Genomic DNA, 25,933 nt, shown 5'->3' with positions numbered 1-25,933 from the left:
CGGGCCATGCCCGGCGGCGCTCATCCGATCGGCGCGGAGGGGCCGCGCCGGGCATGGCCCGGCGCTACCGGGTAGCCGCACGGAAAGACGCCGTCACGCCTACCTGAATGGGGATGAGCGGTCAGTGCAAACGCGCTTTTCGCGAAACCGCAAGATCGCGGTATGATGATGGACTTCTTTTTCCAAATCCGGCGCCGACTGGCCCCCTTTCGCATGTCCATCGAAAATCTTCGCAACATCGCCATCGTCGCGCACGTCGACCATGGTAAGACGACCCTGGTCGACCAGCTGCTGAAGCAGTCCGGAACCCTGTCTGAACGTACCGTGCTCGCCGAGCGCGTGATGGACAGCAACGACCAGGAAAAGGAACGCGGCATCACCATCCTGGCCAAGAACACGGCCATCACCTGGGAAGACAAGCGGACCGGCGTCAAGAACCGCATCAACATCGTCGACACCCCCGGACACGCCGACTTCGGCGGCGAAGTGGAGCGCGTGCTGTCGATGGTCGACACCGTGCTCATCCTCGTCGACGCGATGGACGGCCCGATGCCGCAGACCCGCTTCGTCACCCAGAAGGCCTTCGCGATGGGCTTCAAGCCGATCGTCGTGGTCAACAAGGTCGACCGTCCGGGCTCGCGTCCGGATTGGGTGATCGACCAGGTGTTCGACCTGTTCGACAAGCTCGGCGCCACCAACGAACAGCTGGACTTCCCGATCGTCTATGCCTCGGCCCTGAACGGCTACGCCGGCCTGGAAGACACCGTGCGCGACGGCGACATGACCCCGCTGTACGAAGCCATCATGCAGCACGCGCCGAAGCCGGAAGTCGATCCGGAAGGCCCGTTCCAGATGCGCATCAGCCAGCTGGATTACAACAACTTCGTGGGCGTGATCGGCATCGGCCGCGTCCAGCGCGGCACCCTGAAGAAGAACATGCAGGTCGCGGTGATCGACCGTGAAGGCAAGAAGCGCAACGGCAAAGTGGGCCAGGTGCTGGGCTTCCTGGGTCTGGAGCGCATCGAGCAGGATACCGCCGAGGCCGGTGACATCGTCGCCATCTCGGGCATCCCGGAGCTGACCATCTCCGACACCCTGTGCCACCCGGAAACCCCGGAAGCGCTGCCGGCGCTGACCGTCGACGAACCCACGATCTCGATGACCTTCCAGGTCAACAACTCGCCGTTCGCCGGCAACAAGGACCTGTCCGGCGGCAAGTTCCTGACCAGCCGCCAGATCAAGGACCGCCTGGACCGCGAGCAGGTCCACAACGTGGCCCTGAAGGTCGAACAGCTGGAAGACGCCGACAAGTTCCTGGTGTCCGGCCGTGGCGAACTGCACCTGTCGGTGCTGATCGAGAACATGCGTCGTGAAGGCTACGAGCTGGCCGTGTCGCGTCCGGAAGTCATCATCAAGCAGATCGACGGCCAGGCCATGGAGCCGATCGAGCAGCTGGTGGTGGATATCGAAGAGCAGCACCAGGGCGGCGTGATGGAAAAGCTGGGCACCCGCAAGGGCCAGCTGAAGAACATGGAGCCGGACGGCAAGGGCCGCGTGCGCCTGGAGTACCAGATCCCGGCCCGTGGCCTGATCGGCTTCCAGAACGAGTTCAAGACCCTGACCCAGGGTTCGGGCCTGCTGTTCCATGTGTTCGACCATTACGGTCCGAAGGAACAGGGCGCGATCGCCAAGCGCCAGAACGGCGTGATGATCGCCAATGCTCCAGGCGCCACCCCGGCCTACTCGCTGGGGCCGCTGCAGGAACGTGGCAAGCTGTTCGCCGCCGAAGGCGACAATGTGTATGAGGGCCAGCTGGTCGGCATCCATTCCAAGGACAACGACCTGACCGTCAACGCGATCAAGACCAAGCCGCTGACCAACATGCGCGCTTCGGGCAAGGACGATGCCATCGCGCTGACCCCGGCGATCAAGTACTCGCTGGAACAGGCGCTGGACTTCATCGAAGATGACGAACTGGTCGAAATCACGCCGAAGGAAATCCGCCTGCGCAAGAAGGGGCTGACCGAAAGCGAGCGCAAGAAGGCTTCACGCGGCGGCTGATCGGACACGTCCGTGAACGACAAGCCCTATAACCCGGATCCGCACAGGCATCCGGGGCTCCACGTGATCGCCTTGCTGGAAGCCGGCAAGGCGGTCCTGGCGCTGGTGGCGGCGACCGGGCTGGAACTGCTCGGCCCGCAGCCCCTGCGCGATGGGGTCAATGCCCTGATCCGGCGTTTCAGCCTGGACCCGGATCACGGCACCCTGCCCTCGCTGCTCAACATGATCAGCCCTGATGCCGTGCACCTGGCGGCAGCGGCGATGGTCGCCTACGGGGTGTTGCACCTGTTCGAAGCGTGGGGCCTCTGGCGTGCCAAAGCCTGGGCTTCGTGGCTCGGCTGCGCCACCGCCGGCATCTACCTGCCCTTCGACATCTATGCCATTGTCCATCATCCCGGCTGGGCGTCCTGGAGCGTGCTGGCGGTGAACCTGCTGGTGGTCTATGTGTTGGCGCGCGATATCCGCAAACGGAAACCATGACGTAAATGGCTACACTGGGACAGTGACCGCCCAGCCAGCCATGCGCGACCGCACTTCACGCCCCTACTGCCAGGCCCTGCCGCTACTCCTGCCCACCCTGCTGGGCACGGCGCTGGCGGGCTGTACGCCGGCCGCGCCGGCCGCACAGGCGCAGCCGCAGGCCCCGTCCACCGCACCGTTCCCCTATGCAGAAGCCGACGTGGCCAGCCTGCAGGCACGCATGGCGGCGGGCGAACTGGACAGCCTCACCCTGACCCGCGCCTACCTGCGCCGCATCGCGGCAGCGGACCGCGCCGGCCCACGCCTGCGTGCGGTGATCGAACTCAATCCGGACGCCGCCACGGAAGCCGCCGAGCGTGACCGCGAACGGCGTGCAGGCGTCGTGCGTGGCCCCCTGCATGGCATTCCCGTGCTGGTAAAGGACAACATCAACGCCAGCCCGATGAGCACCACTGCTGGCTCGCTGGCACTGCAGGGCTTCCGTCCGCCCGACGCGTTCCTCGTGCGGCGCCTGCGCGAGGGCGGCGCGGTGATCCTGGGCAAGAGCAACCTGAGCGAATGGGCCAACTACCGCGGCGAAGCGTCAGTGTCCGGCTGGAGCGCGCGCGGCGGGCAGACACGCAATCCCTATCGCCTCAGCCACAGCCCCTGTGGTTCCAGCAGCGGCAGCGCCGTGGCCATGGCCGCGAACCTGGCTGCGGTGTCGATCGGTACGGAAACCGACGGCAGCATTGTCTGCCCCGCCGCCGTCAACGGCGTGGTAGGCCTGAAGCCGACGGTCGGGCTGGTCAGCCGCAACGGCATCATCCCCATTTCCTTCAGCCAGGACACGGCCGGGCCGATCACCCGCACCGTGGCCGATGCCGCAGCGGTGCTGACCACCATTGCCGGCCGCGACGATGCCGACCCGGCCACTGCGGCCATGCCCGGACGCGCGGTGTACGACTACACGGCGCGGCTGAAGGTGGACGGACTGCGTGGTGCGCGCATCGGCGTGCTGGACAGCACGTTGTTGCGCCGCCCCGGCATCGCGCCATTGATGCGGCATGCCATCGATGAGCTGCGCCGCGCCGGCGCTACCGTCGTGCCGGTACCCGCGCTGGATGAAGAACAATGGGCCGATGCCGAGCAGGTCGTCCTGCGCCATGAATTCAAAGCAGGGCTGGAACGCTACCTGGCGCAATGGCAGGCACCGGTGCGCAGCCTGCCGCAGATCATCGCGTTCAACCGGGCGCATCCCGGGCAGGAACTGGCGCTGTTCGGGCAGCAACTGATGGAAGCAGCCGCGCAGGCCGGCCCACTGGGCGACCCAGGCTATATCGAGGCACGCAGCCGGGCGCGGCGCATGGCAGGCGAACAGGGGATCGATGCACTGCTGCTCGCGCACCGGCTGGATGCCCTGGTCGCCCCCACCACCGGCCCTGCGTGGGCAATCAGCGCAACCGGCGGCGATGCGTTCCCGGGTGCCAGCTATGGGGCGGCCGCAGTGGCCGGCTACCCAAGCCTCAGCGTACCGATGGGACATGTGGACGGACTGCCGGTCGGCCTGCTGTTCATGGGCACAGCCTGGAGCGAGCCTCGCCTGATCGAGCTGGCATACAGCTACGAACAGCGCACCCAGGCCCGACGCCCGCCAAGGTTCGGCACGGATACGCTGCTGGATACCGACCGTTAGGGACCAGGGCCCTTTTCCGCAGGGAACGTATCTGATCCCGCGCCACCCGGCTGGATCGCCGGCTCGCCATCCTCCGCACCAGGCGAGCGCACCTCACTGCCCGGGGTGGGCTCACCCCGCCGCGCTGGACTCGGCGCATCGCCTTCCTGCTCCACTTGGGCGTGCAGCCGTGGCAACGCATGCGGGTGCTGCCGGGCCAGGAAGTCCAGCATGCGTTCACGCACCAGGCAGCGCAGGTCGAAGGCATCACCGGAGTTGCGCGCACTCACCAGCAGGCGCACCTGGATCGTCCGCTCGCTGGTTTCCGTCACCTGGGTCACGCACACGCGGCCATCCCACAGCGGCTCGCTGCCGCAGATCCGCTCCAGTTCGCTGCGGATCGCCGCGATCGGTGCACGATGATCCAGCCACAGGAAGGCAGTCCCCAACAGATCGGCACTGCGCCGGGTCCAGTTCTGGAACGGGTTCTCGATGAACCAGGTAAGCGGTACCACCATCCGTCGCTCGTCCCAGACGCGGACTACCACGTAGCTGCTGCCGATTTCCTCGATCCTCCCCCACTCGCCTTCCACGATCACGACATCGTCGAGGCGGATCGGCTGGGTCAGCGCAATCTGCAGGCCGGCGATCAGGTTGCCGAATACCGGCTTGGCCGCGATACCCGCCACCAGGCCGATGATGCCGGCCGAGGCCAGCAGCGCCGTGCCGATCTGCCGGACCACCGGAAAGGTCAGCAGCACCAGCGACATGCCCACCAGGATGATGGCGCCCATCAGCACGCGGCTGAGCACGCGGGTCTGGGTCTGGATGCGACGCGCTTCCAGGTTGTCGGCCACCTCCATGGGATGGCTGCGCAGGATCGCCCGCTCCCCTGCAGCCACGCCACGTACCAGCAACCAGATGAAGCACAGGGTCAGGCTGATATGGAACAGACGCTGCACGTTCGATAACAGCGGGTCCTGCAGCGGGGTGGCCTCCAGTGCGAAGATCAACAACAGCAGGGGAAACGCCACGGCCAATGGCAGGCCGATGACCCGCCCGACCCGCGCACGCCGCCTGTCGCGCCCTTGCAGCCGGCGATACAGGGCCAGGATCCCCCATGCGCCCATTGCTCCCACCACCAGCGCCAAGCCGATGGGCCACAGGTAGGCTTTTGCCAACGGCCAATCCACCACGTCGTCCTGCTCCTCTGGCTGCAGCCAAAGGACATAGCGTGGCGCAGGTCCAATGAGCAGCGCGTCATGGAGAGGGACAGATCCCCTTCCCTTGGGAAAGGGACCCGCCGCTTCGGCCTGCGGTTACGCCGCGCCCTGCTTGCGCACGATCGCCATGGCGATCTCCAGCGACTGCTCGTAATTCAGCCGCGGATCCACCGTGGAGTGGTACGCGCGCTCCAGGTCGCGCTCGGTGAGCTCACGTGCGCCGCCGGTGCATTCGGTGACATCTTCACCGGTCAGCTCCAGATGCACGCCGCCCAGCCGTGTTCCCGCCGCCGCATGCAGGTCGAAGGACATTTCCACCTCACCACGGACGTTGTCGAAGCGGCGGGTCTTGTAACCGTTGCGGGTGCTCTCGGTATTGCCATGCATCGCGTCGCATACCCACAGCACCCCGCGTCCATCACGCTTCACCGCATCGAGCAGCGGCGGCAGCTTGTCGGCGATGTGCGCCGCGCCCATGCGATGGATGAAGGTCAGGCGACCGGGCTCGTTCTGCGGATTCAACACGTCCATCAACCGCAGCAACTGGTCCGGCAGCACCGAAGGCCCCACCTTGATCGCGATGGGATTGCGCACGCCACGCAGGTACTCCACGTGCGCGCCGTCCAGCGCCGCCGTACGCATGCCGATCCACGGGTAGTGGGTACTCAGGTTGAGCCAGCCCTGCTGGCGCGGCACCTGGCGGGTCAGGGCCTGTTCGTAGGGCAGCAGCAGCGCCTCATGCGAGGTGTAGAAATCCACCCGTTTCAGGTTGTGCACCCGTGAGCCGGAGATGGTTTCCATGAAACGCACCGACTCCTCGATGGAGCTGACCATCTTCTGGTATTCGGCAGCCAGCGGCGAATGCCGCACCCACTCCAGGTTCCAGTATTCGGGATGGTGCAGGTCAGCGAAGCCGCCATCGATCAGCGCACGCACGAAATTCATGGTCATCGCCGAGTGCGCATGCGCCTGCAGCATGCGACGCGGATCCGGCATCCGTGCTGCCTCGGTGAACGCAGGCGCGTTGACCACGTCGCCGCGGTAGCTGGGCAGGGTCACGCCATCGCGCGTCTCGGTGTCCGCCGAACGCGGCTTGGCGTACTGGCCAGCGAACCGCCCAACGCGGATCACCGGCTTGCGCATTCCATGCACCAGCACCAGGCTCATCTGCAACAGCACCTTGAGCCGGTTGGAGATCATCCCCGATTCGCAGTCGCTGAAATTCTCCGCGCAGTCGCCCCCCTGCAGCAGGAAACGCTTGCCCTCCTGCGCGTCGGCCAACTGCTCCTTGAGCGCAAGGATCTCCCAGGAGGTCACCAGCGGGGGCAGCCGTTTCAACTCGTGCAGGGTCGCCTCCAGGGCGATCGGATCCGGATAGGTCGGCATCTGCAGCGCCGGCTTGCCCCGCCAGCTCTCCGGCGACCAGTCGGCAGGCAGCAGCATGGCGGGGGGCTGGGAAGCATCAACGACGGACATGGCGGTTACCAGGAAATGCAGGGAGTAGCGCCGAGCCACGCTCAGCGGACAGGGCGATTCAGGCGGATCAGCGGCGGCTGCCGCCGCGAATGCGACGCAACGATACCAGCAGCGCCCAGGCAGCCAACAGCACGAACCATGCCAGCGACCACATCGGCATGGTCAGGCCGAGGAAGGTCCAGTCGATGTTGCCGCAGTTGCCGGTGCCGGTGAGCACGGTACGGAACACTTCAAACGGCCCCATGGTCTCGCTGAGGAAGCTCAACGGGGGGCCACAGGTGGAGCCGAACTCCGGCGGCAGCATCTGCACGTACACGTGGCGCGCCGCGATGCCAACGCCGACCGCAGCGGCGACGAAAGCCAGCACGCCGTAGGTGATGCGCCCGGACCGGTTGGACGGGCCATGCAGGGCCCCGATCAGGAACAGCAGCCCCAGGGCGGCAAATGCCAGCCGCTGGAAGATGCACAGCGGACACGGCTCCAGGCCCATCTCCAACTGCAGGAAAATGGCGTAAGCCAGCAGGCCAGCGCAGATCAGGAAACCCAGCAGGAACTGGGCGCGGAACGGCCAACGGAACGGATTCATCGGGAACGCTCGAACGGATCAGGCACCAAGCGTAACCGACAGCGGGCGCCATTCGAACCACGACACGGCACGCCTGTCGGAACGGTGCGGGTTGTGGGTTTCGAACCGCGACACGGCACGCCTGTCTGAACGGTGCGGGTTGTGGGTTTCGAACCGCGACACGGCACGCCTGTCTGAACGGTGCGGGTTGTGGGTAGCGCCGGGCCATGCCCGGCGAGCGCAGCGGAAACGCAAAAGCCCGGCGCGAGGCCGGGCTTCTGACGGTATTGCGCGATGCGGTCCGATTACTCGGCCACTTCCTCGGCAACGACAGCCGGACGGTCGACCAGCTCGACGTAGGCCATCGGCGCATTGTCGCCAGCGCGGAAGCCGCACTTCAGCAGGCGCAGGTAACCACCCGGACGCGACGCATAACGCGGGCCCAGGATGGTGAACAGGTTGCCGACGGCTTCATTGTCACGCAGGCGGGCGAACGCCAGGCGACGGTTGGCGACGGAGTCGACCTTGGCCAGGGTGATCAGCGGCTCGGCGACGCGGCGCAGTTCCTTGGCCTTCGGCAGGGTGGTCTTGATCAGCTCGTGCTTGAACAGCGACGCGGCCATGTTCTTGAACATCGCTTCGCGATGGGCGCTGGTACGGCTGAACTTACGGCCGGATTTCTGGTGGCGCATGGTGATGGTTCCTTTGCAATGATGAGGCTTTGGGGATCGTTGTCGCCGTCATGGCGTTGCTGCGCGGACTGCGGTTGGTCCTGGTCATCCATCCTGGACGACCTGCCCGCGAACCTGCGTTCGTCGTGGCGGTGTTGCCTTGGTGCAATGGCCCCGTCGTTGCCGACGGGGCCATGCGGTCTTGCAGGAAGGCTTAATCAGCCCAGCATGCCGTGGCTGGCGACGCCGGCCGGCGGCCAGTTCTCCAGCTTCATGCCAAGCGACAGGCCACGCTGGGCCAGCACTTCCTTGATCTCGGTGAGCGACTTCTTGCCCAGGTTCGGGGTCTTCAGCAGCTCCACTTCGGTCTTCTGGATCAGATCGCCGATGTAATAGATGCTTTCCGCCTTGAGGCAGTTGGCCGAACGCACGGTCAGTTCCAGGTCGTCGATCGGGCGCAGCAGCACCGGATCCACGCCGTTGTTGGCCGGCTTGGCTGCACCGCGATCGCGGTGGGTGAAGTCACCGAACACCGACAGCTGGTCGCTGAGGATGTCGGCGGCGGTGCGCACGGCTTCCTCGGCGTCGATGGTGCCGTTGGTCTCGATATCGATGACCAGCTTGTCCAGGTCGGTACGCTGCTCGACGCGGGCCGCTTCCACGGCATAGGCGACGCGGCGGACCGGCGAGAACGAGGCATCCAGGACCAGGCGGCCGATGGCACGGGTTTCTTCGTCCGGACGACGACGCGCAGCTGCCGGCTGGTAGCCGAAACCGCGTTCGATCTTCAGACGCATGTTGACTGCCGTATCCTTGGTCAGGTTGCAGATCACGTGGTCGCCGTTGAGGACCTCCACGTTGTGATCGACCTTGATGTCGGCAGCGGTGACGACGCCCGGGCCCTGCTTGGACAGGGACAGGGTGGCGCTGTCGCCGGAGTGCATACGGATGGCCACGTCCTTCAGGTTGAGCAGGACTTCGAGCACGTCCTCCTGCAGACCTTCGACCGTGGTGTACTCATGCAACACGCCGTCGATTTCGACTTCCGTGATGGCGAAGCCCGGGATGGACGACAGCAGCACGCGACGCAGGGCGTTGCCCAGCGTATGCCCATAACCACGTTCCAAGGGCTCGATGACGACCTTGGCGCGGGTGTCGGTAAGACGTTCGATCTGCGGACCGCGAGGACGCAGAACCTGGTTGGCGGTAACCGTCATGTTGCGGGTTCTCCTAGTGAACCCCCGGCCGTCGCCGGGGGCTCTCCAATGTGAATTACTTCGAATACAGCTCGACGATCAGCGCTTCGTTGATATCCGCAGGCAGGTCGGCACGATCCGGCACGGCCTTGAAGATGCCGGCGAACTTGCCGGAATCAACTTCAACCCACGACGGGCTCATGTCGTGCTGGGCAGCAACGGTCAGGGCTTCCTGAACGCGCAGCTGCTTGGCAGCCTTTTCCGACAGAGCAATCGCGTCACCGGCCTTGACCTGGTACGAAGCCAGGTTCACGGACTTGCCGTTGACGGTCACACCGCGGTGCGAAACGAGCTGACGGGCAGCCGGACGGGTAACGGCGAAGCCCATGCGATAGACGACGTTGTCCAGGCGGGTTTCCAACAACTGCAGCAGGTTCTCGCCGGTGTTGCCCTTCTTGGTCGAGGCCTTCTTGTAGTAGTTGCGGAACTGACGCTCCAGCAGGCCGTAGATACGCTTGACCTTCTGCTTTTCACGCAGCTGGGTGGCGTAATCGGACAACTTGCCCTTGCGGGCGGTTGCGCCATGCTGGCCGGGCTTCTGCTCCAGCTTGCACTTGGAGTCCAGCGCACGCGCCGGGCTCTTGAGGGAAAGGTCGGCGCCTTCGCGGCGGGCGAGCTTACAGGTAGGACCGATATAACGAGCCATTTCTTATCGCTCCCTTAGACGCGACGCTTCTTCGGCGGACGGCACCCGTTGTGCGGGATTGGCGTCACGTCGATGATGTTGGTGATCTTGTAACCGACGTTGTTCAACGAACGAACGGCGGACTCACGACCCGGACCCGGGCCCTTGATGCGGACTTCCAGCGACTTCACGCCGTAGTCGAGCGCAGCACGGCCGGCCTTCTCGGCGGCAACCTGGGCAGCGAACGGGGTCGACTTGCGCGAACCGCGGAAGCCGGCGCCACCGGAGGTCGCCCACGACAGGGCGTTGCCCTGGCGATCGGTGATGGTCACGATGGTGTTGTTGAAAGAAGCGTGGACGTGGGCAACGCCATCAGTGATGACGCGCTTGATCTTCTTCTTGGTCTTAGCAGCGGGCTTAGCCATTTATAGGTCCCTTACTTCCTGATCGCCTTGCGCGGACCCTTGCGGGTGCGGGCGTTGGTACGGGTACGCTGGCCACGCAGCGGCAGGCCGCGACGGTGACGCAGACCGCGGTAGCAGCCCAGGTCCATCAGGCGCTTGATCGCAATACCGATTTCACGGCGCAGATCGCCTTCCACGATGTACTTGCCGACTTCGGCGCGCAGGCGCTCGATTTCCGGCTCCGACAGATCGCGGATCTTGGTGGTCGAAGCAACGCCTGCGACTTCGCAGACCTTCTTCGAACGGGTACGGCCGATGCCGTAAATGCTTTGCAACCCGACCCAGACATGCTTCTGGGCTGGCAGGTTGACGCCTGCAATACGCGCCATGACGCGGTTCTCCAGCTGAGTGATGGCCGACAGCGCACCACGGGCGCGCCAATCCGGCAGGATGGATCAAAAAAGTGAACCAGTGATACTAACAAGGTTCCGGTTTACTGGGAAGCCCGTGAAACCTTGGAGGTTTCATGAACCCGGCCTGGGGAGTGTGCCCAGGCTCCGGCGCCGGATCGGGTTGGACGCGGAAGGCACACCCGGAGGTCTGCTTCCGTGGCCGCCCGCGCTACTCCTGCGCGGGACCACCTGATCTCACCCCCACCCGGAACCGCTGCGGGGGCCGCCCTTCTTTGGATGGCCAGGTCCGCGAAGCGGAGGACCATCACAGCAGGAAGACGATAGTGTAACAGGGCAATCAGTTGCGGGCAAAGCCGCCGCGATTGCCACCCTTCAGGTTCGCCTTCTTCAGAAGGCTTTCGTACTGGTGCGACATCAGGTGCGCCTGCACCTGGGCAATGAAGTCCATCACCACCACCACCACGATCAGCAGCGAGGTGCCGCCAAAGTAGAACGACGCATTCAGCTGGGTGCGCATCAGTTCCGGCAGCAGGCAGACGATCACCAGGTAAGCCGAACCGGCCGCGGTGAGGCGCGTCAGCACCGCATCGACGTAATCGGCGGTGGCCTTGCCCGGACGGATACCCGGGATCAGCGCGCCCGACTTCTTCAGGTTGTCGGCGGTTTCCTGCGAATTGAACACCAGCGCGGTATAGAAGAACGCAAAACCGGTGATCAGGCCCGCGAAGACGATCATGTGCAGCGGCTCACCCGGGCCCAGTGCATTGGCGATCTTCTGCAGCAGCTGGCCGGTGGTGCTCTGGTTGGCGGCCTGGCCGGACCACATGGCCAGCGTCGCCGGGAAGGCCAGCAGGCTGGAAGCGAAGATCGCCGGGATCACGCCCGCCATGTTGAGCTTCAGCGGCAGGAACGAGGTCTGGTTCATGTACGCATTGCGGCCACCCTGGCGGCGCGCGTAGTTCACCGTGATGCGGCGCTGGCCGCGCTCGACGAACACCACGAAGAAGGTGAAGGCCAACACCACCAGCGCGATCAGCAGCAGCTGGATGAACTGGATGTTGCCGTCGCGGTAGGCGTCGAAGGTCTGGATGACCGCGCCCGGCAGGCCAGCCACGATGCCGGCGAAGATGATCAGCGACACACCGTTGCCGATGCCGCGTTCGGTGACCTGCTCGCCAACCCACATCAGGAACATGGTGCCCGCGGTCAGCGCGATCACGGCCGTCAGCACGAAGCCCATGCCCGGCGCATAGACCACCGCCGCACCGCCCGGGGACACCTGGTTCTGCAGCGCCAGCGCGATGCTGCCGCCCTGCACCACGGCCAACAGCACGGCCCCGATGCGCGAATACTGGGTGATCTTGCGGCGACCGGACTCACCTTCCTTCTGCAGCGCCTTCAGCGCCGGGAAGATGTGGACCGCCAGCTGCATCACGATCGACGCCGAGATGTACGGCATGACGTTCAGCGCGAAGATCGAAAAACGGTGCAGGGCGCCGCCCGAGAACATGTTGAACATGTCCACGATGCCGCCGCCCTGCTGTTGCATCATTGCAAGCATGGCATCGGGGTTCACGCCCGGCACCGGCACGTAGCAGCCGATGCGATAGACGATCAAAGCCCCGACGACGAACAGTAGACGCTGGCGAAGTTCAGTGAACTTGCCCATCCCGCCCGCGAGGTTACCGATGCCAGCTTGCGCCATGATGCTATTACTCCGTTACGCTGCCGCCGGCAGCTTCGATCGCAGCCTTGGCACCAGCCGTGGCAGCGATGCCCTTCAGGGTGTACGCCTTGGTCAGCTCGCCCTTTACGACGATCTTGGCCTTCTTGGCGGTGCTCGGCACCAGCTTGGCGGCACGCAGGGCAGCGAAGTCGATCTCGCCGGCCGGCAGCTTGTCCAGCTGGTACAGCAGCACTTCAGCGGTGTCCTTGGCGATCGGCGAATGGAAGCCGATCTTCGGCAGACGACGCTGCATCGGGGTCTGGCCGCCTTCGAAGCCGGCCTTGATCTTGCCGCCACCCTTGCGGGCGAACGAACCCTTGTGGCCACGGCCGCAGGTCTTGCCCAGGCCGGAGCCGATGCCACGACCGACGCGGGTGCGCTCGGTACGGGCGCCCGGTGCCGGGCTCAGTTCATTGAGATGCATGGTCATTGGATTATTCCTCAACCTTGACGAGGTAGTGGACCTTGTTGATCAGGCCGCGAACCTGCGGGCTGTCCTTCAGTTCACGCACATCGTTGAGTTTGCTCAGGCCCAGGGCGCGCACCGACAGGCGGTGGCGGGACTGGGCACCACGAAGGCCACGCACCAGGCGGACCTTGACGGTCTTGTTGGTTTCATTAGCCATGGTTCAGATCCTCCACCTTCTTGCCGCGCTTGGCCGCGATGCGAGCCGGCGACTGCGTGGCAGCCAGGCCCTTCACGGTGGCACGCACCAGGTTGATCGGGTTGCGCGAACCGGTGGCCTTGGCCAGCACGTTCTTCACGCCAACCGCTTCCAGCACGGCACGCATGGCGCCACCGGCGATCACGCCGGTACCTTCCGAAGCCGGCTGCATGAACACGCGGGCTGCACCGTGACCGTCCTTGACGACGTGCCACAAGGTACCGTTGTTCAGGTCGACGCTGACCTGGTTCTTGCGGGCCTGCTCCATCGACTTCTGGATGGCGACCGGCACTTCGCGCGCCTTGCCATAACCGAAACCGACCTTGCCTTCGCCATCGCCGACCACGGTCAGTGCGGTGAAGGTGAACTGGCGACCGCCCTTGACGGTCTTGCTGACGCGGTTGACCGCGACCAGCTTCTCGATCATGCCGTCGTCGACTTTCTCTTCGCGGTTACGATCGCGATCGCGACCCCGCTGCTGACGTTCTTCTGCCATTTCTATTCCTTGGTTGTTTGAGTATGTACGGCTCAGGGCCGCTTATGGTTGTGGAGTGTTGCGTTGTTCCGGCACGTCGTTGCAGAAGAACGACACCGTCCGGCCACCCTCTGGCCGGCGAGCAGGCGGAAAGGAGCCCGCAGGCTCCCTTCCTTATCCCTTAGAACTGCAGGCCGGCTTCGCGGGCGGCGTCAGCCAGGGCCTTGATGCGGCCATGGTAACGGTAACCCGAACGATCGAAGGCAACCTTCTCGATGCCGGCGGCCTTGGCACGCTCGGCAACGATACGGCCAACCTTGGCGGCGGCGTCGGCATTCTTGCCGTTCTTCAGGCCGTCCTTGACGTCGCTCTGGGTGGTGTTGGCGGCAGCCAGCACCTTGGAGCCGTCAGCGGTGAAGACCTGCGCGTACAGGTGCTGGCCGGTGCGCAGCACCGACAGGCGGGCAACGCCGAGCTCACGGATGTGGGCGCGGGTCGACTTGGCGCGACGCAGGCGGGCGATGTTCTTGTTCATGGTTATTTGTCCTGGAAAGCTGAAGGTTGGGCTGTTCCCTGAGAGTCCGCACACGGAGGTGCGGGCTCTTGCGAGGGACTCGCACTTACGCCTTCTTGGCTTCCTTGCGAATGATGACTTCGTCGGAGTACTTCACACCCTTGCCCTTGTACGGCTCCGGCTTGCGGAACGCACGGATCTTGGCGGCAACTTCGCCAACGACCTGCTTGTCCGCACCCTGGACCAGGATCTCGGTCTGGGTCGGGGTGGTGATGGTGATGCCTTCCGGCGCAACGAACAGGATCGGGTGCGAGAAGCCGAGCGCCAGGCTCAGGTCCTTGCCCTGCATGGCGGCACGGTAACCCACGCCGACCAGCTCCAGCTTGCGCTCGAAGCCTTCGGTGACACCCTTGACCATGTTGGCCAGGATCGCGCGGACCGTACCGGTCAGCGGAACCAGGTTCACGTCTTCGGTGCTCAGGGTGGCAACGCCGTTCTCGACGGTGATGACGACACCTTCCGGCTTGGCCAGCGACAGGGAGCCCTTCGGGCCCTTCGCGGTCACGTTGTCGGATTGGATGTTCAGTTCGACCTTACCCAGGTCGATCGGCTTCTTGGCTACACGGGACATGGTTCTACTCCTTTCGCCTTAGGCCACGAAGCACAGGACTTCGCCGCCGACGCCCAGCTGGCGCGCCTGCGCATCGGTCATGATGCCCTTGGAGGTGGAAATGATGGAAATGCCCAGGCCGTTCATGACCTTCGGCAGCTCGCTCTTGCCACGGTACTGGCGCAGGCCCGAACGCGAGAAGCGCTTCAGGGTCGCGATGACCGGCTTGCCTTCGAAATACTTCAGCACGATTTCCAGCTCGGACTTGTTGTTCTCGAGCGCGGTAACGCGCAGGTCGGTGATGTAACCCTCGTCCTTCAGGACCTGGGCGATCGCAACCTTGATCTTGGACGACGGGGCTTTCACCGTCTGCTTGCCAACCGCTGCCGCATTCTTGATGCGGACCAGCAGGTCGGCGATGGGATCAGTCATGCTCATTATGAGTACCTTTGAGTGCACCGATATCCGCTTTCGCGAATTCTGTTTTTGTTCCTGGGAATAGGCCAGGGCCCCTTACTCCCCCACGACCGGCGCAGGGCAAGACGCGGGAGTATACGCCAAAAGAGCCCGACCTGCGTCGGGCTCCCTTGTTTTTTCTGGAAGGGAGCTGAACGCCCCCTCCCCCTGGACCTGCCCTCCCCCGTTCAGGGGAAGGCAGCCGCAGGACCGGCTGTTACCAGCTGGCCTTGCGCAGGCCCGGCACGTCGCCACGCATGGTGGCTTCGCGGAGCTTGTTACGGCCCAGGCCGAACTTGCTGTACACGCCACGCGGACGGCCCGAAAGCTCGCAACGGTTGCGGTGGCGGCTCGGCGACGAATCGCGCGGCAGCTTCGACAGCTTGGTGGAGGCTTCGATCTTCTCGTCGTAGCTCGCGTCCGGGGAGGACACGATCTTCTTCAGAGCAGCGCGCTTGTCAGCGAACTTCTCGGCCAGCTTCTTCCGCTTGATGTCGCGGTTGACCATGGAGGTCTTTGCCATTTCGGTATCCTCGACGAATCAGTTACGGAACGGGAACTTGAACGCTGCCAGCAGCGCCTTCGCTTCCGCATCGGTCTTCGCGGTGGTGGTGATGGCGATATCCATGCCGCGGATCGCGTCGACAGCGTCGAAGTCGATTTCCGGGAAGATGATCTGTTCCTTCACACCCATGTTGAAGTTGCCGCGGCCGTCGAAGGAACGACCGGAAACACCACGGAAGTCGCGCACGCGCGGCAGCGAGATGTTGATCAGGCGATCCATGAACTCGTACATCTTTTCGCGACGCAGCGTGGTCTTGCAGCCGATCGGCCAACCATCGCGGATCTTGAACGATGCCACCGAGACACGCGACTTGGTCACGATCGGCTTCTGGCCAGCGATCTTGGTCATGTCGCCAACGGCGTTTTCCAGGATCTTCTTGTTGGTCGCCGCTTCGCCGACACCCATGTTCAGGGTGACCTTGACCAGCTTCGGCACTTCCATCGGATTCTTGTAGCCGAACTGCTTCATCAGCGCCGGGACTACTTCGTCCTTGTAAAACTTTTCGAGACGGGAATTCATCAGCTCATTCCTCAGGCGTCGAGCGCCTCACCGCTGGAGCGGAACACACGCAGTTTGCGTCCATCCTCCAGCACCTTGAAGCCAACGCGCTCGCCCTTGCCCGTTGCCGGGTTGACGACGCTTACGTTGGAGATATGGATCGACGCTTCGCGCTCGACCACGCCGCCGGCAACGCCTGCCTGCGGATTCGGCTTGGTGTGGCGCTTGACGATGTTCACGTTGGCGACGACCACACGGTCGCCGTCCACGCGGACGATTTCGCCCTGCTTGCCCTTGTCCTTGCCAGCGGTGACGACAACCTGGTCGCCCTTCTTGATACGGTTAGCCATGATTATCTCCTGTCGCTCACAGCACTTCGGGAGCGAGCGAGACGATCTTCATGAACTTCTCCGAACGAAGTTCACGCGTCACCGGTCCGAAGATACGGGTGCCGATCGGCTCCTGCTTGTTGTTCAGCAGGACGGCAGCGTTGCCGTCGAAGCGGATCAGCGAACCGTCCGGACGACGAACACCCTTGCGGGTACGGACAACAACGGCGTCGTAAACTTCGCCCTTCTTGACCTTGCCGCGCGGAATCGCATCCTTCACGGTGACCTTGATGATGTCACCGATGTGGGCATAACGGCGCTTGGAACCGCCAAGCACCTTGATGCACATCAGTTCCTTGGCACCGGAATTGTCCGCGGCGTCAAGGTAGCTCTGCATCTGGATCATGAGTCAGATCTCCTTATTCAGCCGCACGCGTGATGACTTCCACCACGCGCCAGTTCTTGGTCTTGGACATCGGAGCAATCTCGGTCACGCGCACGACATCGCCTTCGTTGCAGGCGTTGTCGGCATCATGGGCGTGCAGCTTGGTCGAGCGCTTGATGTACTTGCCGTACAGCGGGTGCTTGACCTGGCGTTCGACCAGGATGGTGACCGTCTTGTCCATCTTGTTGCTGACGACACGGCCTTCGACCGTGCGCAGCGTCTTGTTTTCAGTATTGTCGCTCATAGCGGCCATCCTTACTTGATGCTGCCGAGCAGGGTCTTGGTGCGAGCAATCTCGCGACGGACCCGGCGGATATCGTGAGTCTTCGGCAGCTGGCCGGTGACCTGCTGCATACGGACAGAGAACTGTTCCTTACGCAGGTCGATCAGGTGGGCCTTCAGTTCGTCAGCCGACTTTTCACGGAGTTGTTTGAGGTCCATCAGCGCACCGTCCGGGTTACGAAAGTGGTGGTGACCGAGAGCTTCGCGGCGGCCAGGCGGAACGCCTCGCGTGCCACTTCCTCGGAAACACCCTCGATTTCATAGATCATGCGGCCGGGCTGGATCTGGGCTACCCAGTATTCCACGTTGCCCTTACCCGAACCCATTCGAACTTCGATGGGCTTCTTGGTGATGGGCTTGTCGGGGAACACCCGGATCCACATCTTGCCGCCGCGCTTCACGTAGCGGCTGATCGAGCGGCGGGCCGCTTCGATCTGACGCGCGGTGAGCTGACCGTGGGCAGTGGCCTTCAGGCCGTACTCGCCGAAGCTGACAGCGTTGGCGCTCCAGCTCAGGCCGTCGTTACGGCCTTTGTGCACCTTGCGGTACTTGGTTCGCTTGGGTTGCAACATTGTCGTTACCTCGCTTCACGAGCCGGGCGCTGACGGTCACCCCGGTCGCCGCGATCGTTACGATCGTTGCGCGGGCTGTCGTCCTGCTTTTCCTGGCCAACCTGGGAGAAATCGAAGACCTCGCCCTTGTAGATCCAGACCTTGATGCCGATGATGCCGTAGGTCGTCTTGGCTTCAGCGAAGCCATAGTCGATGTCGGCACGCAGCGTGTGCAGCGGCACGCGGCCTTCGCGGTACCACTCCGAACGGGCGATTTCAGCACCGTTCAAGCGGCCACCGACGTTGACCTTGATGCCCAGGGCACCGAGGCGCATCGCGTTGCCGACCGAGCGCTTCATTGCACGGCGGAACATGATGCGACGCTCCAGCTGCTGCGCGATCGATTCGGCAACCAGCTGCGCGTCCAGCTCCGGCTTGCGCACTTCAGTGACGTTGATGTGCGCCGGGACGCCCATCATCTCGCTCACTTCCTTGCGCAGCTTCTCGATGTCCTCGCCACGCTTGCCGATCACCACGCCCGGACGGGCGGTGTGGATCGTCACGCGGGCGGTCTTCGCCGGACGCTCGATGAGGATCTTGCTGATGCCGGCCTGCGCGAGCTTCTTGCGCAGCATTTCCCGCACCTTCAGGTCGGCTGCCAGGTAACCGGCAAACTCGCCCTTGTTGGCGTACCACTTGGAGTTCCAATCCTTGGAAATACCGAGGCGGATACCAATCGGATGAACTTTATGACCCATGGTCTTTTCCTTTCCGCTTACTTGCCGGCGCCCACAACCACAGTGATGTGGCTGGTGCGCTTGAGGATGCGGGTACCGCGGCCTTTCGCCCGCGCCATGAAACGCTTCAGGGTCGGACCTTCATCTACCATGATGGTCTTGACCTTCAGCTCGTCGACGTCGGCGCCCTGGTTGTTCTCGGCATTTGCAATAGCCGACTCCACCACCTTCTTGATCAGGTGGGCAGCCTTCTTGTCCGAAAACTTCAGCAGGTTGACCGCACGCTCGGCCGGCAGACCGCGCACCTGGTCAGCGACCAGACGTGCCTTCTGCGGGGAGATGCGCGCGGTGCGCAGGATGGCTTTCGCTTCCATTGTCATCTCTCCTTACTTGCCCGACTTCTTGTCACCACCGTGACCCTTGAAGGTCCGGGTGATGGCAAATTCGCCGAGCTTGTGGCCGACCATGTTCTCGTTGACGAGAACCGGGATGTGGTTCTTGCCGTTATGCACGGCAATGGTGACGCCTACCATGTCAGGCAGGATCATCGAACGACGCGACCAGGTCTTGATCGGACGCTTGCTACCCGCAGCGGCAGCCACCTTAGCAACCAGGTGGTGATCGACAAACGGGCCTTTCTTGAGTGAACGTGCCATGGTCGATTAGCCCCTACGATCGCGGACGATGAACTGCTGAGTGCGCTTGTTATGGCGCGTCTTGTAACCCTTGGTCGGGACACCCCACGGGGTGACCGGATGCGGATTACCCTGGCCGGCCTTCGCCTCACCACCACCGTGCGGGTGGTCGACCGGGTTCATGGCTGCACCACGAACGGTCGGGCGGACACCGCGCCAGCGCTTGGCGCCAGCCTTGCCCAGCTTTTCCAGGTTGTGCTCGTCGTTGCCGACTTCACCGATGGTGGCGCGGCACTCGACCGGCACTTTACGCATCTCACCCGAGCGCAGGCGCAGGGTGGCGTAGAGGCCTTCACGAGCGACGAGCTGCACGGCGGCGCCGGCGGCACGAGCGATCTGTGCACCCTTGCCCGGCTTCAGTTCGATGCCGTGGACCGTGGTACCGACCGGGATGTTGCGCAGCGGCAGCGTGTTGCCTGCCTTGATCGGCGCATCCGAGCCCGCGATCACCTGGTCACCGGCCTTCAGGCCCTTCGGTGCGATGATGTAGCGACGCTCGCCGTCGACGTAGCACAGCAGGGCGATATGGGCGGTGCGGTTCGGATCGTATTCGATGCGTTCCACGCGCGCCGGAATGCCTTCCTTGTTGCGCTTGAAGTCGATGACGCGGTAGTGCTGCTTGTGGCCACCGCCGACGTGGCGGGTGGTGATGCGGCCGTGGTGGTTACGACCACCGGACTTGCTCTGCGGCTCCAACAACGCTGCGTGCGGTGCGCCCTTGTGCAGATCGGGCGTAACCACGCGCACGGCCGAACGGCGGCCGGGGGAAGTGGGCTTGAATTTCATCAATGGCATGGGATGTACCTCAGGCCTTGGCCGTTACATCGATGGACTGGCCATCGGCGAGACGCACGTATGCCTTGCGCCAGTCGCCGCGACGGCCGGTGCGGTTACGGAAGGACTTGTTCTTGCCCTTCACGTTGAGCACGTTGACCGCTTCGACCTTGACGTCGAACAACTTCTCGATCGCAGCCTTTACATCGGCCTTGGTCGCTTCGTTGGACACTTCGAAGACATACTGATTGGAAAGTTCCTGCAGGCGCGCGGTCTTTTCGGAGACTCGCGGAGCGCGCAGCACGCTGAAGATTTTTTCGTTGCTGCTCATGCCAGCCACTCCTCGACCTTCTTGACCGCGTCAGCGGTGATGACGACCGTGTCGGCACCGACCAGCGACACCGGGTCCAGACCCTGGACGTCACGCACTTCCACGTAGGGAATGTTGCGCGCCGACAGGTACAGGTGCTCGGAGGCTTCCTCAGTGACGATCAGCGGGCGCTTGCCCACTTCCAGGCCGGCCAGCTTGGCGATCAGACCCTTCGTGTTGGTCGCTTCGACATCGAAGGACTCCACGATGGTCAGACGGCCCTGGCGGTTCAGCTCGGACAGGATCGCGCACATGGCGGCACGGTACTGCTTACGATTGACCTTCTGCTCGAAGCTGCGCGGCTTGGCCGCGAAGGTGACGCCACCGCCGATGAAGATCGGAGCCGTCAGCGCGCCATGACGCGCACCGCCGCCCTTCTGCTTCTTCGACTTCTTGGTGGTGCCAGCCACTTCAGAGCGAGTCTTCTGTGCCTTGGTGCCGGCGCGACCGGCATTGCGATAGGCAACGACGACCTGGTGGACCAGATCTTCGCTGAAATCGCGACCGAACACGGCGTCGGAGACCGAGACCTTGTTGTTGCTACCCGTGATAACGAGTTCCATCGTCATCTCTCCTTATGCCTTGCTCGCCGGACGGACGATCACGTCGCCACCCGCCGCGCCAGGAACGGCGCCGCGAACCGCGATCAGACCGCGCTCGACGTCGACCTTGACAACTTCCAGGTTCTGGGTGCTCTGCTGCACGGAGCCCATGTGACCGGACATCTTCTTGCCCGGGAACACGCGACCCGGCGTCTGGCGCTGGCCCAGCGAACCCGGCGCGCGATGCGACAGCGAGTTGCCGTGGGTAGCGTCACCCATACGGAAGTTGTAGCGCTTGATGGTGCCCTGGAAGCCCTTGCCCTTGGTGACACCCTGGACGTCGACGATCTGGCCGACCTCGAAGATGTCCGCCTTGACTTCGCCACCGACGGCGAAATCGCCGAGCTGGGCATCTTCAACGCGGAATTCCCACAGGCCACGACCGGCTTCGACCTTCGCCTTGGCGAAGTGGCCGGCTTCCGGCTTGTTGACCAGGGCAGCGCGACGCGCGCCGACGGTCACCTGCACGGCGCTGTAGCCGTCGGATTCGACGGTCTTGATCTGCGCGATGCGGTTCGGGGTTGCTTCGATCAGGGTCACCGGGATGGACTGGCCATCTTCGGTAAAAACGCGGCTCATGCCAGCCTTGCGGCCCACGAAGCCCAACGAATATTTCTTCGTCATGGTCGTAGTCCTCAGGTCAGCTTGATCTGCACGTCGACGCCGGCAGCCAGTTCGAGCTTCATCAGCGCGTCCACGGTCTTGTCGTTCGGGTCAACGATATCGAGCACGCGCTTGTGCGTGCGGGTCTCGTACTGGTCACGCGCGTCCTTGTCGACGTGCGGGGAGACGAGGATGGTGTAACGCTCGATCTTGGTCGGCAGCGGGATCGGGCCACGCACTTGCGCGCCGGTCCGCTTGGCCGTTTCTACGATCTCGCTGGCCGAACGGTCGATCAGGCGATGATCGAACGCTTTCAGCCGGATACGGATCTTTTGGTCCGCCATGACGGTGGTTCCTTGATTAAAAGAGCGACGGATGGGCCTCTGGGTTGCCCTATCCCATGAACATGCTGATTGAAAGCATCCTGAATACAGACGGCCCGCACTCCTGCAGGCCGACAAGGTCAATCCATTAACCTCAAAAACGTAGGCAGGTCGGTTTCCCGGCCTGCCCAGACGTGGAAGCATAGCGCACATACAAAATGCCTGTCAACAGCATGCTATTGACAAAGCCTGAATGGCGCGACCGTTCCTGGTCCGGGGAACACGAGACACGTCCTGCGTCTCTTTTCCCTTTTTAAAAGCGCCCCGATGCCCTACCCAGGCAACATCGGGGCGCAGATCTTACCAGATTACTTGATGATCTTCGAGACCACGCCGGCGCCGACGGTACGGCCGCCTTCGCGGATAGCGAAGCGCAGGCCTTCATCCATGGCAACCGGGTTGATCAGGGTGACAACCATCTTCACGTTGTCGCCCGGCATCACCATCTCCACACCTTCCGGCAGCTTGGCAGCGCCAGTGATGTCGGTGGTGCGGAAGTAGAACTGCGGACGGTAGCCGTTGAAGAACGGGGTGTGGCGGCCGCCCTCGTCCTTCGACAGCACGTACACTTCGCCTTCGAACTCGGTGTGCGGCTTGATCGAACCCGGCTTGCACAGCACCTGGCCGCGCTGCACGTCGTCACGCTTGGTGCCGCGCAGCAGCAGGCCAGCGTTGTCGCCTGCCTGGCCCTGGTCCAGCAGCTTGCGGAACATTTCCACGCCGGTCACGGTGGTCTTCTGGGTGTCGCGGATACCGACGATCTCGATTTCTTCGCCGACCTTGATCACGCCACGCTCGATACGACCGGTTACCACGGTGCCGCGGCCGGAGATCGAGAACACGTCTTCCACCGGCATCAGGAATGCCTTGTCCACGTCACGTTCCGGCTCCGGAATCCAGGTGTCCAGCGCTTCGACCAGCTTGATGACAGCCGGCACGCCGATGTCGCTCTGGTCGCCTTCCAGCGCCAGACGGGCCGAACCGGCGATGATCGGGGTGTCGTCGCCCGGGAAGTCGTACTTGCTCAGCAGCTCACGCACTTCCATTTCGACCAGCTCGAGCAGCTCGGCGTCGTCGACCATGTCGGCCTTGTTCAGGAACACGACGATGTACGGCACGCCAACCTGGCGCGACAGCAGGATGTGCTCGCGGGTCTGCGGCATCGGGCCGTCAGCAGCCGAGCAGACCAGGATCGCGCCGTCCATCTGCGCAGCACCGGTGATCATGTTCTTGACGTAGTCAGCATGGCCCGGGCAATCGACGTGGGCGTAGTGACGGGTCGGGGATTCGTATTCGACGTGTGCGGTCGAGATCGTGATGCCACGCGCCTTTTCTTCCGGTGCGGCGTCGATCGAGGAATAATCCTTGAACTCGCCACCGAAGCGCTCGGCACCGATCTTGGTCAGTGCGGCGGTCAGCGTGGTCTTGCCGTGGTCGACGTGACCGATGGTGCCGACGTTGACGTGCGGCTTGGTGCGCTCGAACTTACCCTTTGCCATTTCTATCTACCTTTTAGTTTCTAAAGTGGTGTGGAGGACCTGGGCGTTACGCTCAGGCCTTCTTCATGACTTCGTCGGCGATGTTGCTCGGCGCCGGCTCGTAGTGGTCGAATTCCATCGTGAACGTGGCGCGCCCCTGCGTCTGCGAACGCAGCGAGGTGGCGTAGCCGAACATTTCGCCCAGCGGGATCATCGCGTTGATGATCTCGGCCGAACCGTCACCGGTCATGCTCGAACCCTGCAGCATGCCGCGACGACGGCTGACGTCACCCATCACGTCACCCTGATAGTCGCTCGGGGTCACGATCTCGACCTTCATGATCGGCTCCAGCAGGACCGGCTTGGCCTTGGAGAAGCCCTGCTTGAAGGCCATCGAGGAGGCCAGCTTGAACGCCATTTCCGAGGAGTCGACGTCGTGGTACGAGCCGAACACCAGCTTGACCTTGACGTCCACGACCGGGAAGCCCGCCAGCGGACCGCTGGTGATGGTTTCGCGCAGGCCCTTTTCGATCGACGGAATGAATTCCTTGGGAATCACGCCACCGGTGATGTCATTGATGAACAGGAAATCGTCCTTGATCAGCGGCCCGATCTTCGGATCGGCACGGTCTGCAGCGGTGATCGGCGACAGCTCGATCACCACGTGACCGTACTGACCCTTACCACCGGACTGCTTGGCGTGCTTGTAGTCCGACTTGACGTCCGCAGCCTGGATGGTTTCGCGGTAGGCCACCTGCGGCTTGCCGACGTTGGCTTCCACGTTGAACTCGCGCTTCATGCGGTCAACGATGATGTCCAGGTGCAGCTCGCCCATGCCCGAGATGATGGTCTGTCCGGATTCTTCGTCGGTCTTGACGCGGAACGACGGATCTTCCTGGGCCAGGCGGCCGAGGGCCAGGCCCATCTTTTCCTGGTCGGACTTGGTCTTCGGTTCGACGGCCATCGAGATGACCGGCTCCGGGAACACCATGCGCTCCAGGATGATCGGGTGGTCCTGCGAGCACAGGGTGTCACCAGTGGTGGTGTCCTTCAGGCCCACCGCCGCGGCGATGTCGCCGGCCAGCACTTCCTTGATTTCTTCGCGATCGTTGGAGTGCATCTGCAGGATGCGGCCAATGCGCTCCTTCTTGCCCTTCACCGAGTTCAGCAGCTGGTCGCCGGCATTCAGCGTGCCCGAGTAGACACGGAAGAAGGTCAGCGCGCCGACGAACGGGTCGGTGATGATCTTGAAGGCCAGCGCCGAGAACGGGGCCTTGTCATCGGACTTGCGGCTCAGGGCGACGGTTTCGTCGTCCACGTCGGTACCGGTCACGTCCGGCACGTCGATCGGCGACGGCAGCAGCTGCACCACGCCATCCAGCATGGCCTGCACGCCCTTGTTCTTGAACGCCGAACCGCAGTACATCGGCACGATGTCGGTCGCCAGGGTGCGCACGCGCAGGGCTTCGACGATCTCGGCCTCGGTCAGCTCTTCGCCACCCAGGTACTTCTCCATCAGCTCTTCGCTGGCTTCAGCCGCGGCTTCGATCATGTAGGTGCGGGCCTCTTCGGCCTCCGCCTGCATGTCGGCCGGGATGTCCAGGTACTCGAACTTCATGCCCTGCGAAGCGTCATCCCAATGGATGGCCTTCATCTTGATGAGGTCGACCACGCCCTTGAAGTTTTCTTCAGCACCGATCGGCAGCTGCATCGGCACGGCCACGGCACCCAGCTTGGCCTTCAACTGGCCAACGACCTTGGTGAAGTTGGCGCCGGTGCGGTCCATCTTGTTGACGAACGCAATGCGCGGCACCTTGTACCGGTTGGCCTGGCGCCACACGGTTTCCGACTGCGGCTGCACGCCACCAACGGCACACAGCACGAAGACGGCACCGTCGAGCACGCGCAGCGAACGCTCCACTTCGATGGTGAAATCGACGTGCCCGGGGGTATCGATGATGTTGAAACGGTGCTCCGGCAGGGACTTGTCCATGCCCTTCCAGAACGCAGTGGTCGCAGCGGACTGGATCGTGATGCCACGCTCCTGCTCCTGCTCCATCCAGTCCATGGTGGCAGCGCCGTCATGCACTTCACCGATCTTGTGGCTCTTGCCGGTGTAGAACAGGATGCGCTCGGACGTGGTGGTCTTGCCGGCATCGATGTGGGCCATGATGCCGAAGTTACGGTAACGCTCGATGGGAGTGGTGCGGGCCACGGGAGCCTCTCAGATTTCTTGGATTTCGGATGGCCGAACGCCGCCTTTCGGCGGCCTTCGGATTGGCGCGACCCTTCCGGGGTCGCGGGGCAGCACTCAGATGGTGCTGCCCTGCCTGTTTTGCAAGGCCGT

The 25,933-nt window shown here is 63.5% G+C and carries 35 protein-coding genes; 3 read left to right on the top strand and 32 right to left on the bottom strand.

Annotated features, from left to right (window positions below):
* Positions 1-213: 213 nt before the first annotated feature.
* From typA to H4O11_RS18585, 3 genes are all read left to right on the top strand, one after another.
* Positions 214-2,061: a translational GTPase TypA gene (typA, locus tag H4O11_RS18595; protein ID WP_182342283.1), complete on the top strand. Its 1,848-nt coding sequence runs from the start codon at positions 214-216 to the stop codon at positions 2,059-2,061.
* Positions 2,062-2,073: 12 nt separating this feature from the next.
* Positions 2,074-2,541: a DUF2127 domain-containing protein gene (locus H4O11_RS18590; protein ID WP_182342280.1), complete on the top strand. Its 468-nt coding sequence runs from the start codon at positions 2,074-2,076 to the stop codon at positions 2,539-2,541.
* An 88-nt stretch (positions 2,542-2,629) separates the two neighbouring features.
* Positions 2,630-4,216: an amidase gene (locus tag H4O11_RS18585; RefSeq protein ID WP_425506095.1), complete on the top strand. Its 1,587-nt coding sequence runs from the start codon at positions 2,630-2,632 to the stop codon at positions 4,214-4,216.
* Here the strand turns inward: H4O11_RS18585 and H4O11_RS18580 are convergent.
* The 32 genes from H4O11_RS18580 to fusA form a co-directional block, all read right to left on the bottom strand.
* A complete protein-coding gene (locus H4O11_RS18580) occupies positions 4,213-5,325 on the bottom strand; it encodes a mechanosensitive ion channel family protein (RefSeq protein ID WP_246333610.1) in 1,113 nt (370 codons plus the stop codon). The genes H4O11_RS18585 and H4O11_RS18580 overlap by 4 nt on opposite strands.
* 189 nt (positions 5,326-5,514) lie before the next feature.
* Entirely contained in the window at positions 5,515-6,894 is a 1,380-nt protein-coding gene (locus H4O11_RS18575) for a class II 3-deoxy-7-phosphoheptulonate synthase (RefSeq protein WP_182342271.1), read from the bottom strand.
* Positions 6,895-6,961: 67 nt separating this feature from the next.
* Positions 6,962-7,480 (bottom strand): disulfide bond formation protein B, encoded by a 519-nt coding sequence (locus H4O11_RS18570; RefSeq protein WP_182342268.1) that lies wholly within the window; start codon positions 7,478-7,480, stop codon positions 6,962-6,964.
* Between the two features lie 284 nt (positions 7,481-7,764).
* A complete protein-coding gene (gene rplQ / locus H4O11_RS18565; protein WP_182342265.1) occupies positions 7,765-8,151 on the bottom strand; it encodes a 50S ribosomal protein L17 in 387 nt (128 codons plus the stop codon).
* A gap of 197 nt (positions 8,152-8,348) precedes the next feature.
* On the bottom strand, positions 8,349-9,347 hold the full coding sequence (locus H4O11_RS18560; RefSeq protein ID WP_182342262.1) for a DNA-directed RNA polymerase subunit alpha: 999 nt from the start codon (positions 9,345-9,347) through the stop codon (positions 8,349-8,351).
* Between the two features lie 55 nt (positions 9,348-9,402).
* Positions 9,403-10,032: a 30S ribosomal protein S4 gene (rpsD, locus tag H4O11_RS18555; RefSeq protein ID WP_182342258.1), complete on the bottom strand. Its 630-nt coding sequence runs from the start codon at positions 10,030-10,032 to the stop codon at positions 9,403-9,405.
* A 14-nt stretch (positions 10,033-10,046) separates the two neighbouring features.
* Positions 10,047-10,436, bottom strand: coding sequence for a 30S ribosomal protein S11 (gene rpsK / locus H4O11_RS18550; RefSeq protein WP_042614211.1), 390 nt, complete (start codon positions 10,434-10,436; stop codon positions 10,047-10,049).
* Between the two features lie 11 nt (positions 10,437-10,447).
* Positions 10,448-10,804 carry a 30S ribosomal protein S13 gene (gene rpsM / locus H4O11_RS18545; protein ID WP_004145437.1) on the bottom strand — a complete coding sequence of 119 codons (357 nt, stop codon included), beginning with the start codon at positions 10,802-10,804 and terminating at the stop codon, positions 10,448-10,450.
* A 361-nt stretch (positions 10,805-11,165) separates the two neighbouring features.
* The gene (secY, locus tag H4O11_RS18540) at positions 11,166-12,533 is read right to left on the bottom strand and encodes a preprotein translocase subunit SecY (protein ID WP_182342240.1); all 1,368 of its coding nucleotides are present in this window, start codon (positions 12,531-12,533) and stop codon (positions 11,166-11,168) included.
* A gap of 7 nt (positions 12,534-12,540) precedes the next feature.
* Positions 12,541-12,984: a 50S ribosomal protein L15 gene (gene rplO, locus H4O11_RS18535; protein ID WP_182342237.1), complete on the bottom strand. Its 444-nt coding sequence runs from the start codon at positions 12,982-12,984 to the stop codon at positions 12,541-12,543.
* Between the two features lie 4 nt (positions 12,985-12,988).
* On the bottom strand, positions 12,989-13,180 hold the full coding sequence (rpmD, locus tag H4O11_RS18530; protein ID WP_182342234.1) for a 50S ribosomal protein L30: 192 nt from the start codon (positions 13,178-13,180) through the stop codon (positions 12,989-12,991).
* Positions 13,173-13,715 carry a 30S ribosomal protein S5 gene (gene rpsE, locus H4O11_RS18525; RefSeq protein WP_182342231.1) on the bottom strand — a complete coding sequence of 181 codons (543 nt, stop codon included), beginning with the start codon at positions 13,713-13,715 and terminating at the stop codon, positions 13,173-13,175. Before rpsE ends, rpmD begins: the two co-directional genes overlap by 8 nt.
* A 160-nt stretch (positions 13,716-13,875) precedes the next feature.
* Positions 13,876-14,235, bottom strand: coding sequence for a 50S ribosomal protein L18 (gene rplR, locus H4O11_RS18520; protein WP_182342286.1), 360 nt, complete (start codon positions 14,233-14,235; stop codon positions 13,876-13,878).
* A 79-nt stretch (positions 14,236-14,314) separates the two neighbouring features.
* Positions 14,315-14,839 carry a 50S ribosomal protein L6 gene (gene rplF / locus H4O11_RS18515; protein ID WP_182342228.1) on the bottom strand — a complete coding sequence of 175 codons (525 nt, stop codon included), beginning with the start codon at positions 14,837-14,839 and terminating at the stop codon, positions 14,315-14,317.
* A gap of 18 nt (positions 14,840-14,857) precedes the next feature.
* Positions 14,858-15,256, bottom strand: coding sequence for a 30S ribosomal protein S8 (gene rpsH, locus H4O11_RS18510; RefSeq protein WP_004145387.1), 399 nt, complete (start codon positions 15,254-15,256; stop codon positions 14,858-14,860).
* 235 nt (positions 15,257-15,491) lie between these two features.
* Positions 15,492-15,797 (bottom strand): 30S ribosomal protein S14, encoded by a 306-nt coding sequence (gene rpsN / locus H4O11_RS18505; RefSeq protein WP_182342225.1) that lies wholly within the window; start codon positions 15,795-15,797, stop codon positions 15,492-15,494.
* An 18-nt stretch (positions 15,798-15,815) separates the two neighbouring features.
* Complete coding sequence (gene rplE, locus H4O11_RS18500) at positions 15,816-16,358, bottom strand: 50S ribosomal protein L5 (RefSeq protein WP_182342205.1); 543 nt, start codon at positions 16,356-16,358, stop codon at positions 15,816-15,818.
* A gap of 11 nt (positions 16,359-16,369) precedes the next feature.
* Positions 16,370-16,687, bottom strand: coding sequence for a 50S ribosomal protein L24 (rplX, locus tag H4O11_RS18495; RefSeq protein ID WP_042614220.1), 318 nt, complete (start codon positions 16,685-16,687; stop codon positions 16,370-16,372).
* A 16-nt stretch (positions 16,688-16,703) separates the two neighbouring features.
* A complete protein-coding gene (rplN, locus tag H4O11_RS18490; protein ID WP_042614221.1) occupies positions 16,704-17,072 on the bottom strand; it encodes a 50S ribosomal protein L14 in 369 nt (122 codons plus the stop codon).
* 13 nt (positions 17,073-17,085) lie between these two features.
* A complete protein-coding gene (gene rpsQ, locus H4O11_RS18485) occupies positions 17,086-17,355 on the bottom strand; it encodes a 30S ribosomal protein S17 (RefSeq protein WP_166923616.1) in 270 nt (89 codons plus the stop codon).
* Between the two features lie 11 nt (positions 17,356-17,366).
* Complete coding sequence (gene rpmC / locus H4O11_RS18480) at positions 17,367-17,552, bottom strand: 50S ribosomal protein L29 (protein WP_042614223.1); 186 nt, start codon at positions 17,550-17,552, stop codon at positions 17,367-17,369.
* Positions 17,552-17,965 carry a 50S ribosomal protein L16 gene (gene rplP, locus H4O11_RS18475; RefSeq protein WP_004154486.1) on the bottom strand — a complete coding sequence of 138 codons (414 nt, stop codon included), beginning with the start codon at positions 17,963-17,965 and terminating at the stop codon, positions 17,552-17,554. Before rplP ends, rpmC begins: the two co-directional genes overlap by 1 nt.
* Before the next feature lie 5 nt (positions 17,966-17,970).
* Positions 17,971-18,702 (bottom strand): 30S ribosomal protein S3, encoded by a 732-nt coding sequence (gene rpsC / locus H4O11_RS18470; protein ID WP_038690288.1) that lies wholly within the window; start codon positions 18,700-18,702, stop codon positions 17,971-17,973.
* 17 nt (positions 18,703-18,719) lie between these two features.
* The gene (rplV, locus tag H4O11_RS18465) at positions 18,720-19,055 is read right to left on the bottom strand and encodes a 50S ribosomal protein L22 (protein WP_132866034.1); all 336 of its coding nucleotides are present in this window, start codon (positions 19,053-19,055) and stop codon (positions 18,720-18,722) included.
* Positions 19,056-19,067: 12 nt separating this feature from the next.
* On the bottom strand, positions 19,068-19,337 hold the full coding sequence (gene rpsS, locus H4O11_RS18460) for a 30S ribosomal protein S19 (protein WP_004145340.1): 270 nt from the start codon (positions 19,335-19,337) through the stop codon (positions 19,068-19,070).
* A 6-nt stretch (positions 19,338-19,343) separates the two neighbouring features.
* The gene (gene rplB, locus H4O11_RS18455) at positions 19,344-20,171 is read right to left on the bottom strand and encodes a 50S ribosomal protein L2 (RefSeq protein ID WP_182342202.1); all 828 of its coding nucleotides are present in this window, start codon (positions 20,169-20,171) and stop codon (positions 19,344-19,346) included.
* A gap of 10 nt (positions 20,172-20,181) precedes the next feature.
* Positions 20,182-20,481 (bottom strand): 50S ribosomal protein L23, encoded by a 300-nt coding sequence (gene rplW, locus H4O11_RS18450; protein WP_182342199.1) that lies wholly within the window; start codon positions 20,479-20,481, stop codon positions 20,182-20,184.
* Positions 20,478-21,083: a 50S ribosomal protein L4 gene (gene rplD, locus H4O11_RS18445; RefSeq protein ID WP_182342196.1), complete on the bottom strand. Its 606-nt coding sequence runs from the start codon at positions 21,081-21,083 to the stop codon at positions 20,478-20,480. Before rplD ends, rplW begins: the two co-directional genes overlap by 4 nt.
* Positions 21,084-21,095: 12 nt before the next feature.
* On the bottom strand, positions 21,096-21,746 hold the full coding sequence (gene rplC, locus H4O11_RS18440; protein ID WP_182342193.1) for a 50S ribosomal protein L3: 651 nt from the start codon (positions 21,744-21,746) through the stop codon (positions 21,096-21,098).
* An 11-nt stretch (positions 21,747-21,757) separates the two neighbouring features.
* Positions 21,758-22,069, bottom strand: a complete 312-nt coding sequence (gene rpsJ / locus H4O11_RS18435) for a 30S ribosomal protein S10 (RefSeq protein WP_010341589.1) — start codon at positions 22,067-22,069, stop codon at positions 21,758-21,760.
* A 347-nt stretch (positions 22,070-22,416) separates the two neighbouring features.
* Positions 22,417-23,607 (bottom strand): elongation factor Tu, encoded by a 1,191-nt coding sequence (tuf, locus tag H4O11_RS18430; RefSeq protein ID WP_182342190.1) that lies wholly within the window; start codon positions 23,605-23,607, stop codon positions 22,417-22,419.
* A 52-nt stretch (positions 23,608-23,659) separates the two neighbouring features.
* Positions 23,660-25,801, bottom strand: a complete 2,142-nt coding sequence (fusA, locus tag H4O11_RS18425; protein WP_182342187.1) for an elongation factor G — start codon at positions 25,799-25,801, stop codon at positions 23,660-23,662.
* Positions 25,802-25,933: the final 132 nt, after the last annotated feature.

It is taken from the genome of Stenotrophomonas tumulicola (assembly GCF_014117215.1).
Lineage (GTDB): Bacteria > Pseudomonadota > Gammaproteobacteria > Xanthomonadales > Xanthomonadaceae > Stenotrophomonas > Stenotrophomonas tumulicola.
Note: the sequence above shows the minus strand (reverse complement) of the source record. Positions and strands in the feature narration are given on the sequence as shown.

What these genes read in the sequence shown, in the direction of transcription:
- rplV (WP_132866034.1), bottom strand. Translation starts at nt 19,055, where the DNA reads ATGGAAGCGAAAGCCATCCTGCGCACCGCGCGCATCTCCCCGCAGAAG.
- rpsK (WP_042614211.1), bottom strand. Translation starts at nt 10,436, where the DNA reads ATGGCTAAGCCCGCTGCTAAGACCAAGAAGAAGATCAAGCGCGTCATC.
- rplB (WP_182342202.1), bottom strand. Translation starts at nt 20,171, where the DNA reads ATGCCATTGATGAAATTCAAGCCCACTTCCCCCGGCCGCCGTTCGGCC.
- H4O11_RS18580 (WP_246333610.1), bottom strand. Translation starts at nt 5,325, where the DNA reads ATGGGCGCATGGGGGATCCTGGCCCTGTATCGCCGGCTGCAAGGGCGC.
- rplO (WP_182342237.1), bottom strand. Translation starts at nt 12,984, where the DNA reads ATGACCATGCATCTCAATGAACTGAGCCCGGCACCGGGCGCCCGTACC.
- rpsH (WP_004145387.1), bottom strand. Translation starts at nt 15,256, where the DNA reads ATGAGCATGACTGATCCCATCGCCGACCTGCTGGTCCGCATCAAGAAT.
- rplQ (WP_182342265.1), bottom strand. Translation starts at nt 8,151, where the DNA reads ATGCGCCACCAGAAATCCGGCCGTAAGTTCAGCCGTACCAGCGCCCAT.
- rpmC (WP_042614223.1), bottom strand. Translation starts at nt 17,552, where the DNA reads ATGGACCTCAAACAACTCCGTGAAAAGTCGGCTGACGAACTGAAGGCC.
- rpsD (WP_182342258.1), bottom strand. Translation starts at nt 10,032, where the DNA reads ATGGCTCGTTATATCGGTCCTACCTGTAAGCTCGCCCGCCGCGAAGGC.
- tuf (WP_182342190.1), bottom strand. Translation starts at nt 23,607, where the DNA reads ATGGCAAAGGGTAAGTTCGAGCGCACCAAGCCGCACGTCAACGTCGGC.
- H4O11_RS18575 (WP_182342271.1), bottom strand. Translation starts at nt 6,894, where the DNA reads ATGTCCGTCGTTGATGCTTCCCAGCCCCCCGCCATGCTGCTGCCTGCC.
- rpsQ (WP_166923616.1), bottom strand. Translation starts at nt 17,355, where the DNA reads ATGAGCGACAATACTGAAAACAAGACGCTGCGCACGGTCGAAGGCCGT.
- rpsM (WP_004145437.1), bottom strand. Translation starts at nt 10,804, where the DNA reads ATGGCGCGTATTGCAGGCGTCAACCTGCCAGCCCAGAAGCATGTCTGG.
- rpsS (WP_004145340.1), bottom strand. Translation starts at nt 19,337, where the DNA reads ATGGCACGTTCACTCAAGAAAGGCCCGTTTGTCGATCACCACCTGGTT.
- rpsN (WP_182342225.1), bottom strand. Translation starts at nt 15,797, where the DNA reads ATGGCAAAGACCTCCATGGTCAACCGCGACATCAAGCGGAAGAAGCTG.
- H4O11_RS18570 (WP_182342268.1), bottom strand. Translation starts at nt 7,480, where the DNA reads ATGAATCCGTTCCGTTGGCCGTTCCGCGCCCAGTTCCTGCTGGGTTTC.
- rplE (WP_182342205.1), bottom strand. Translation starts at nt 16,358, where the DNA reads ATGAATTCCCGTCTCGAAAAGTTTTACAAGGACGAAGTAGTCCCGGCG.
- rplC (WP_182342193.1), bottom strand. Translation starts at nt 21,746, where the DNA reads ATGACGAAGAAATATTCGTTGGGCTTCGTGGGCCGCAAGGCTGGCATG.
- rplP (WP_004154486.1), bottom strand. Translation starts at nt 17,965, where the DNA reads ATGTTGCAACCCAAGCGAACCAAGTACCGCAAGGTGCACAAAGGCCGT.
- rpsJ (WP_010341589.1), bottom strand. Translation starts at nt 22,069, where the DNA reads ATGGCGGACCAAAAGATCCGTATCCGGCTGAAAGCGTTCGATCATCGC.
- rpmD (WP_182342234.1), bottom strand. Translation starts at nt 13,180, where the DNA reads ATGGCTAATGAAACCAACAAGACCGTCAAGGTCCGCCTGGTGCGTGGC.
- rplN (WP_042614221.1), bottom strand. Translation starts at nt 17,072, where the DNA reads ATGATCCAGATGCAGAGCTACCTTGACGCCGCGGACAATTCCGGTGCC.
- rpsC (WP_038690288.1), bottom strand. Translation starts at nt 18,702, where the DNA reads ATGGGTCATAAAGTTCATCCGATTGGTATCCGCCTCGGTATTTCCAAG.
- secY (WP_182342240.1), bottom strand. Translation starts at nt 12,533, where the DNA reads ATGGCGCAAGCTGGCATCGGTAACCTCGCGGGCGGGATGGGCAAGTTC.
- rplW (WP_182342199.1), bottom strand. Translation starts at nt 20,481, where the DNA reads ATGAGCAGCAACGAAAAAATCTTCAGCGTGCTGCGCGCTCCGCGAGTC.
- H4O11_RS18560 (WP_182342262.1), bottom strand. Translation starts at nt 9,347, where the DNA reads ATGACGGTTACCGCCAACCAGGTTCTGCGTCCTCGCGGTCCGCAGATC.
- rplF (WP_182342228.1), bottom strand. Translation starts at nt 14,839, where the DNA reads ATGTCCCGTGTAGCCAAGAAGCCGATCGACCTGGGTAAGGTCGAACTG.
- rpsE (WP_182342231.1), bottom strand. Translation starts at nt 13,715, where the DNA reads ATGGCAGAAGAACGTCAGCAGCGGGGTCGCGATCGCGATCGTAACCGC.
- typA (WP_182342283.1), top strand. Translation starts at nt 214, where the DNA reads ATGTCCATCGAAAATCTTCGCAACATCGCCATCGTCGCGCACGTCGAC.
- rplX (WP_042614220.1), bottom strand. Translation starts at nt 16,687, where the DNA reads ATGGCTAACCGTATCAAGAAGGGCGACCAGGTTGTCGTCACCGCTGGC.
- rplD (WP_182342196.1), bottom strand. Translation starts at nt 21,083, where the DNA reads ATGGAACTCGTTATCACGGGTAGCAACAACAAGGTCTCGGTCTCCGAC.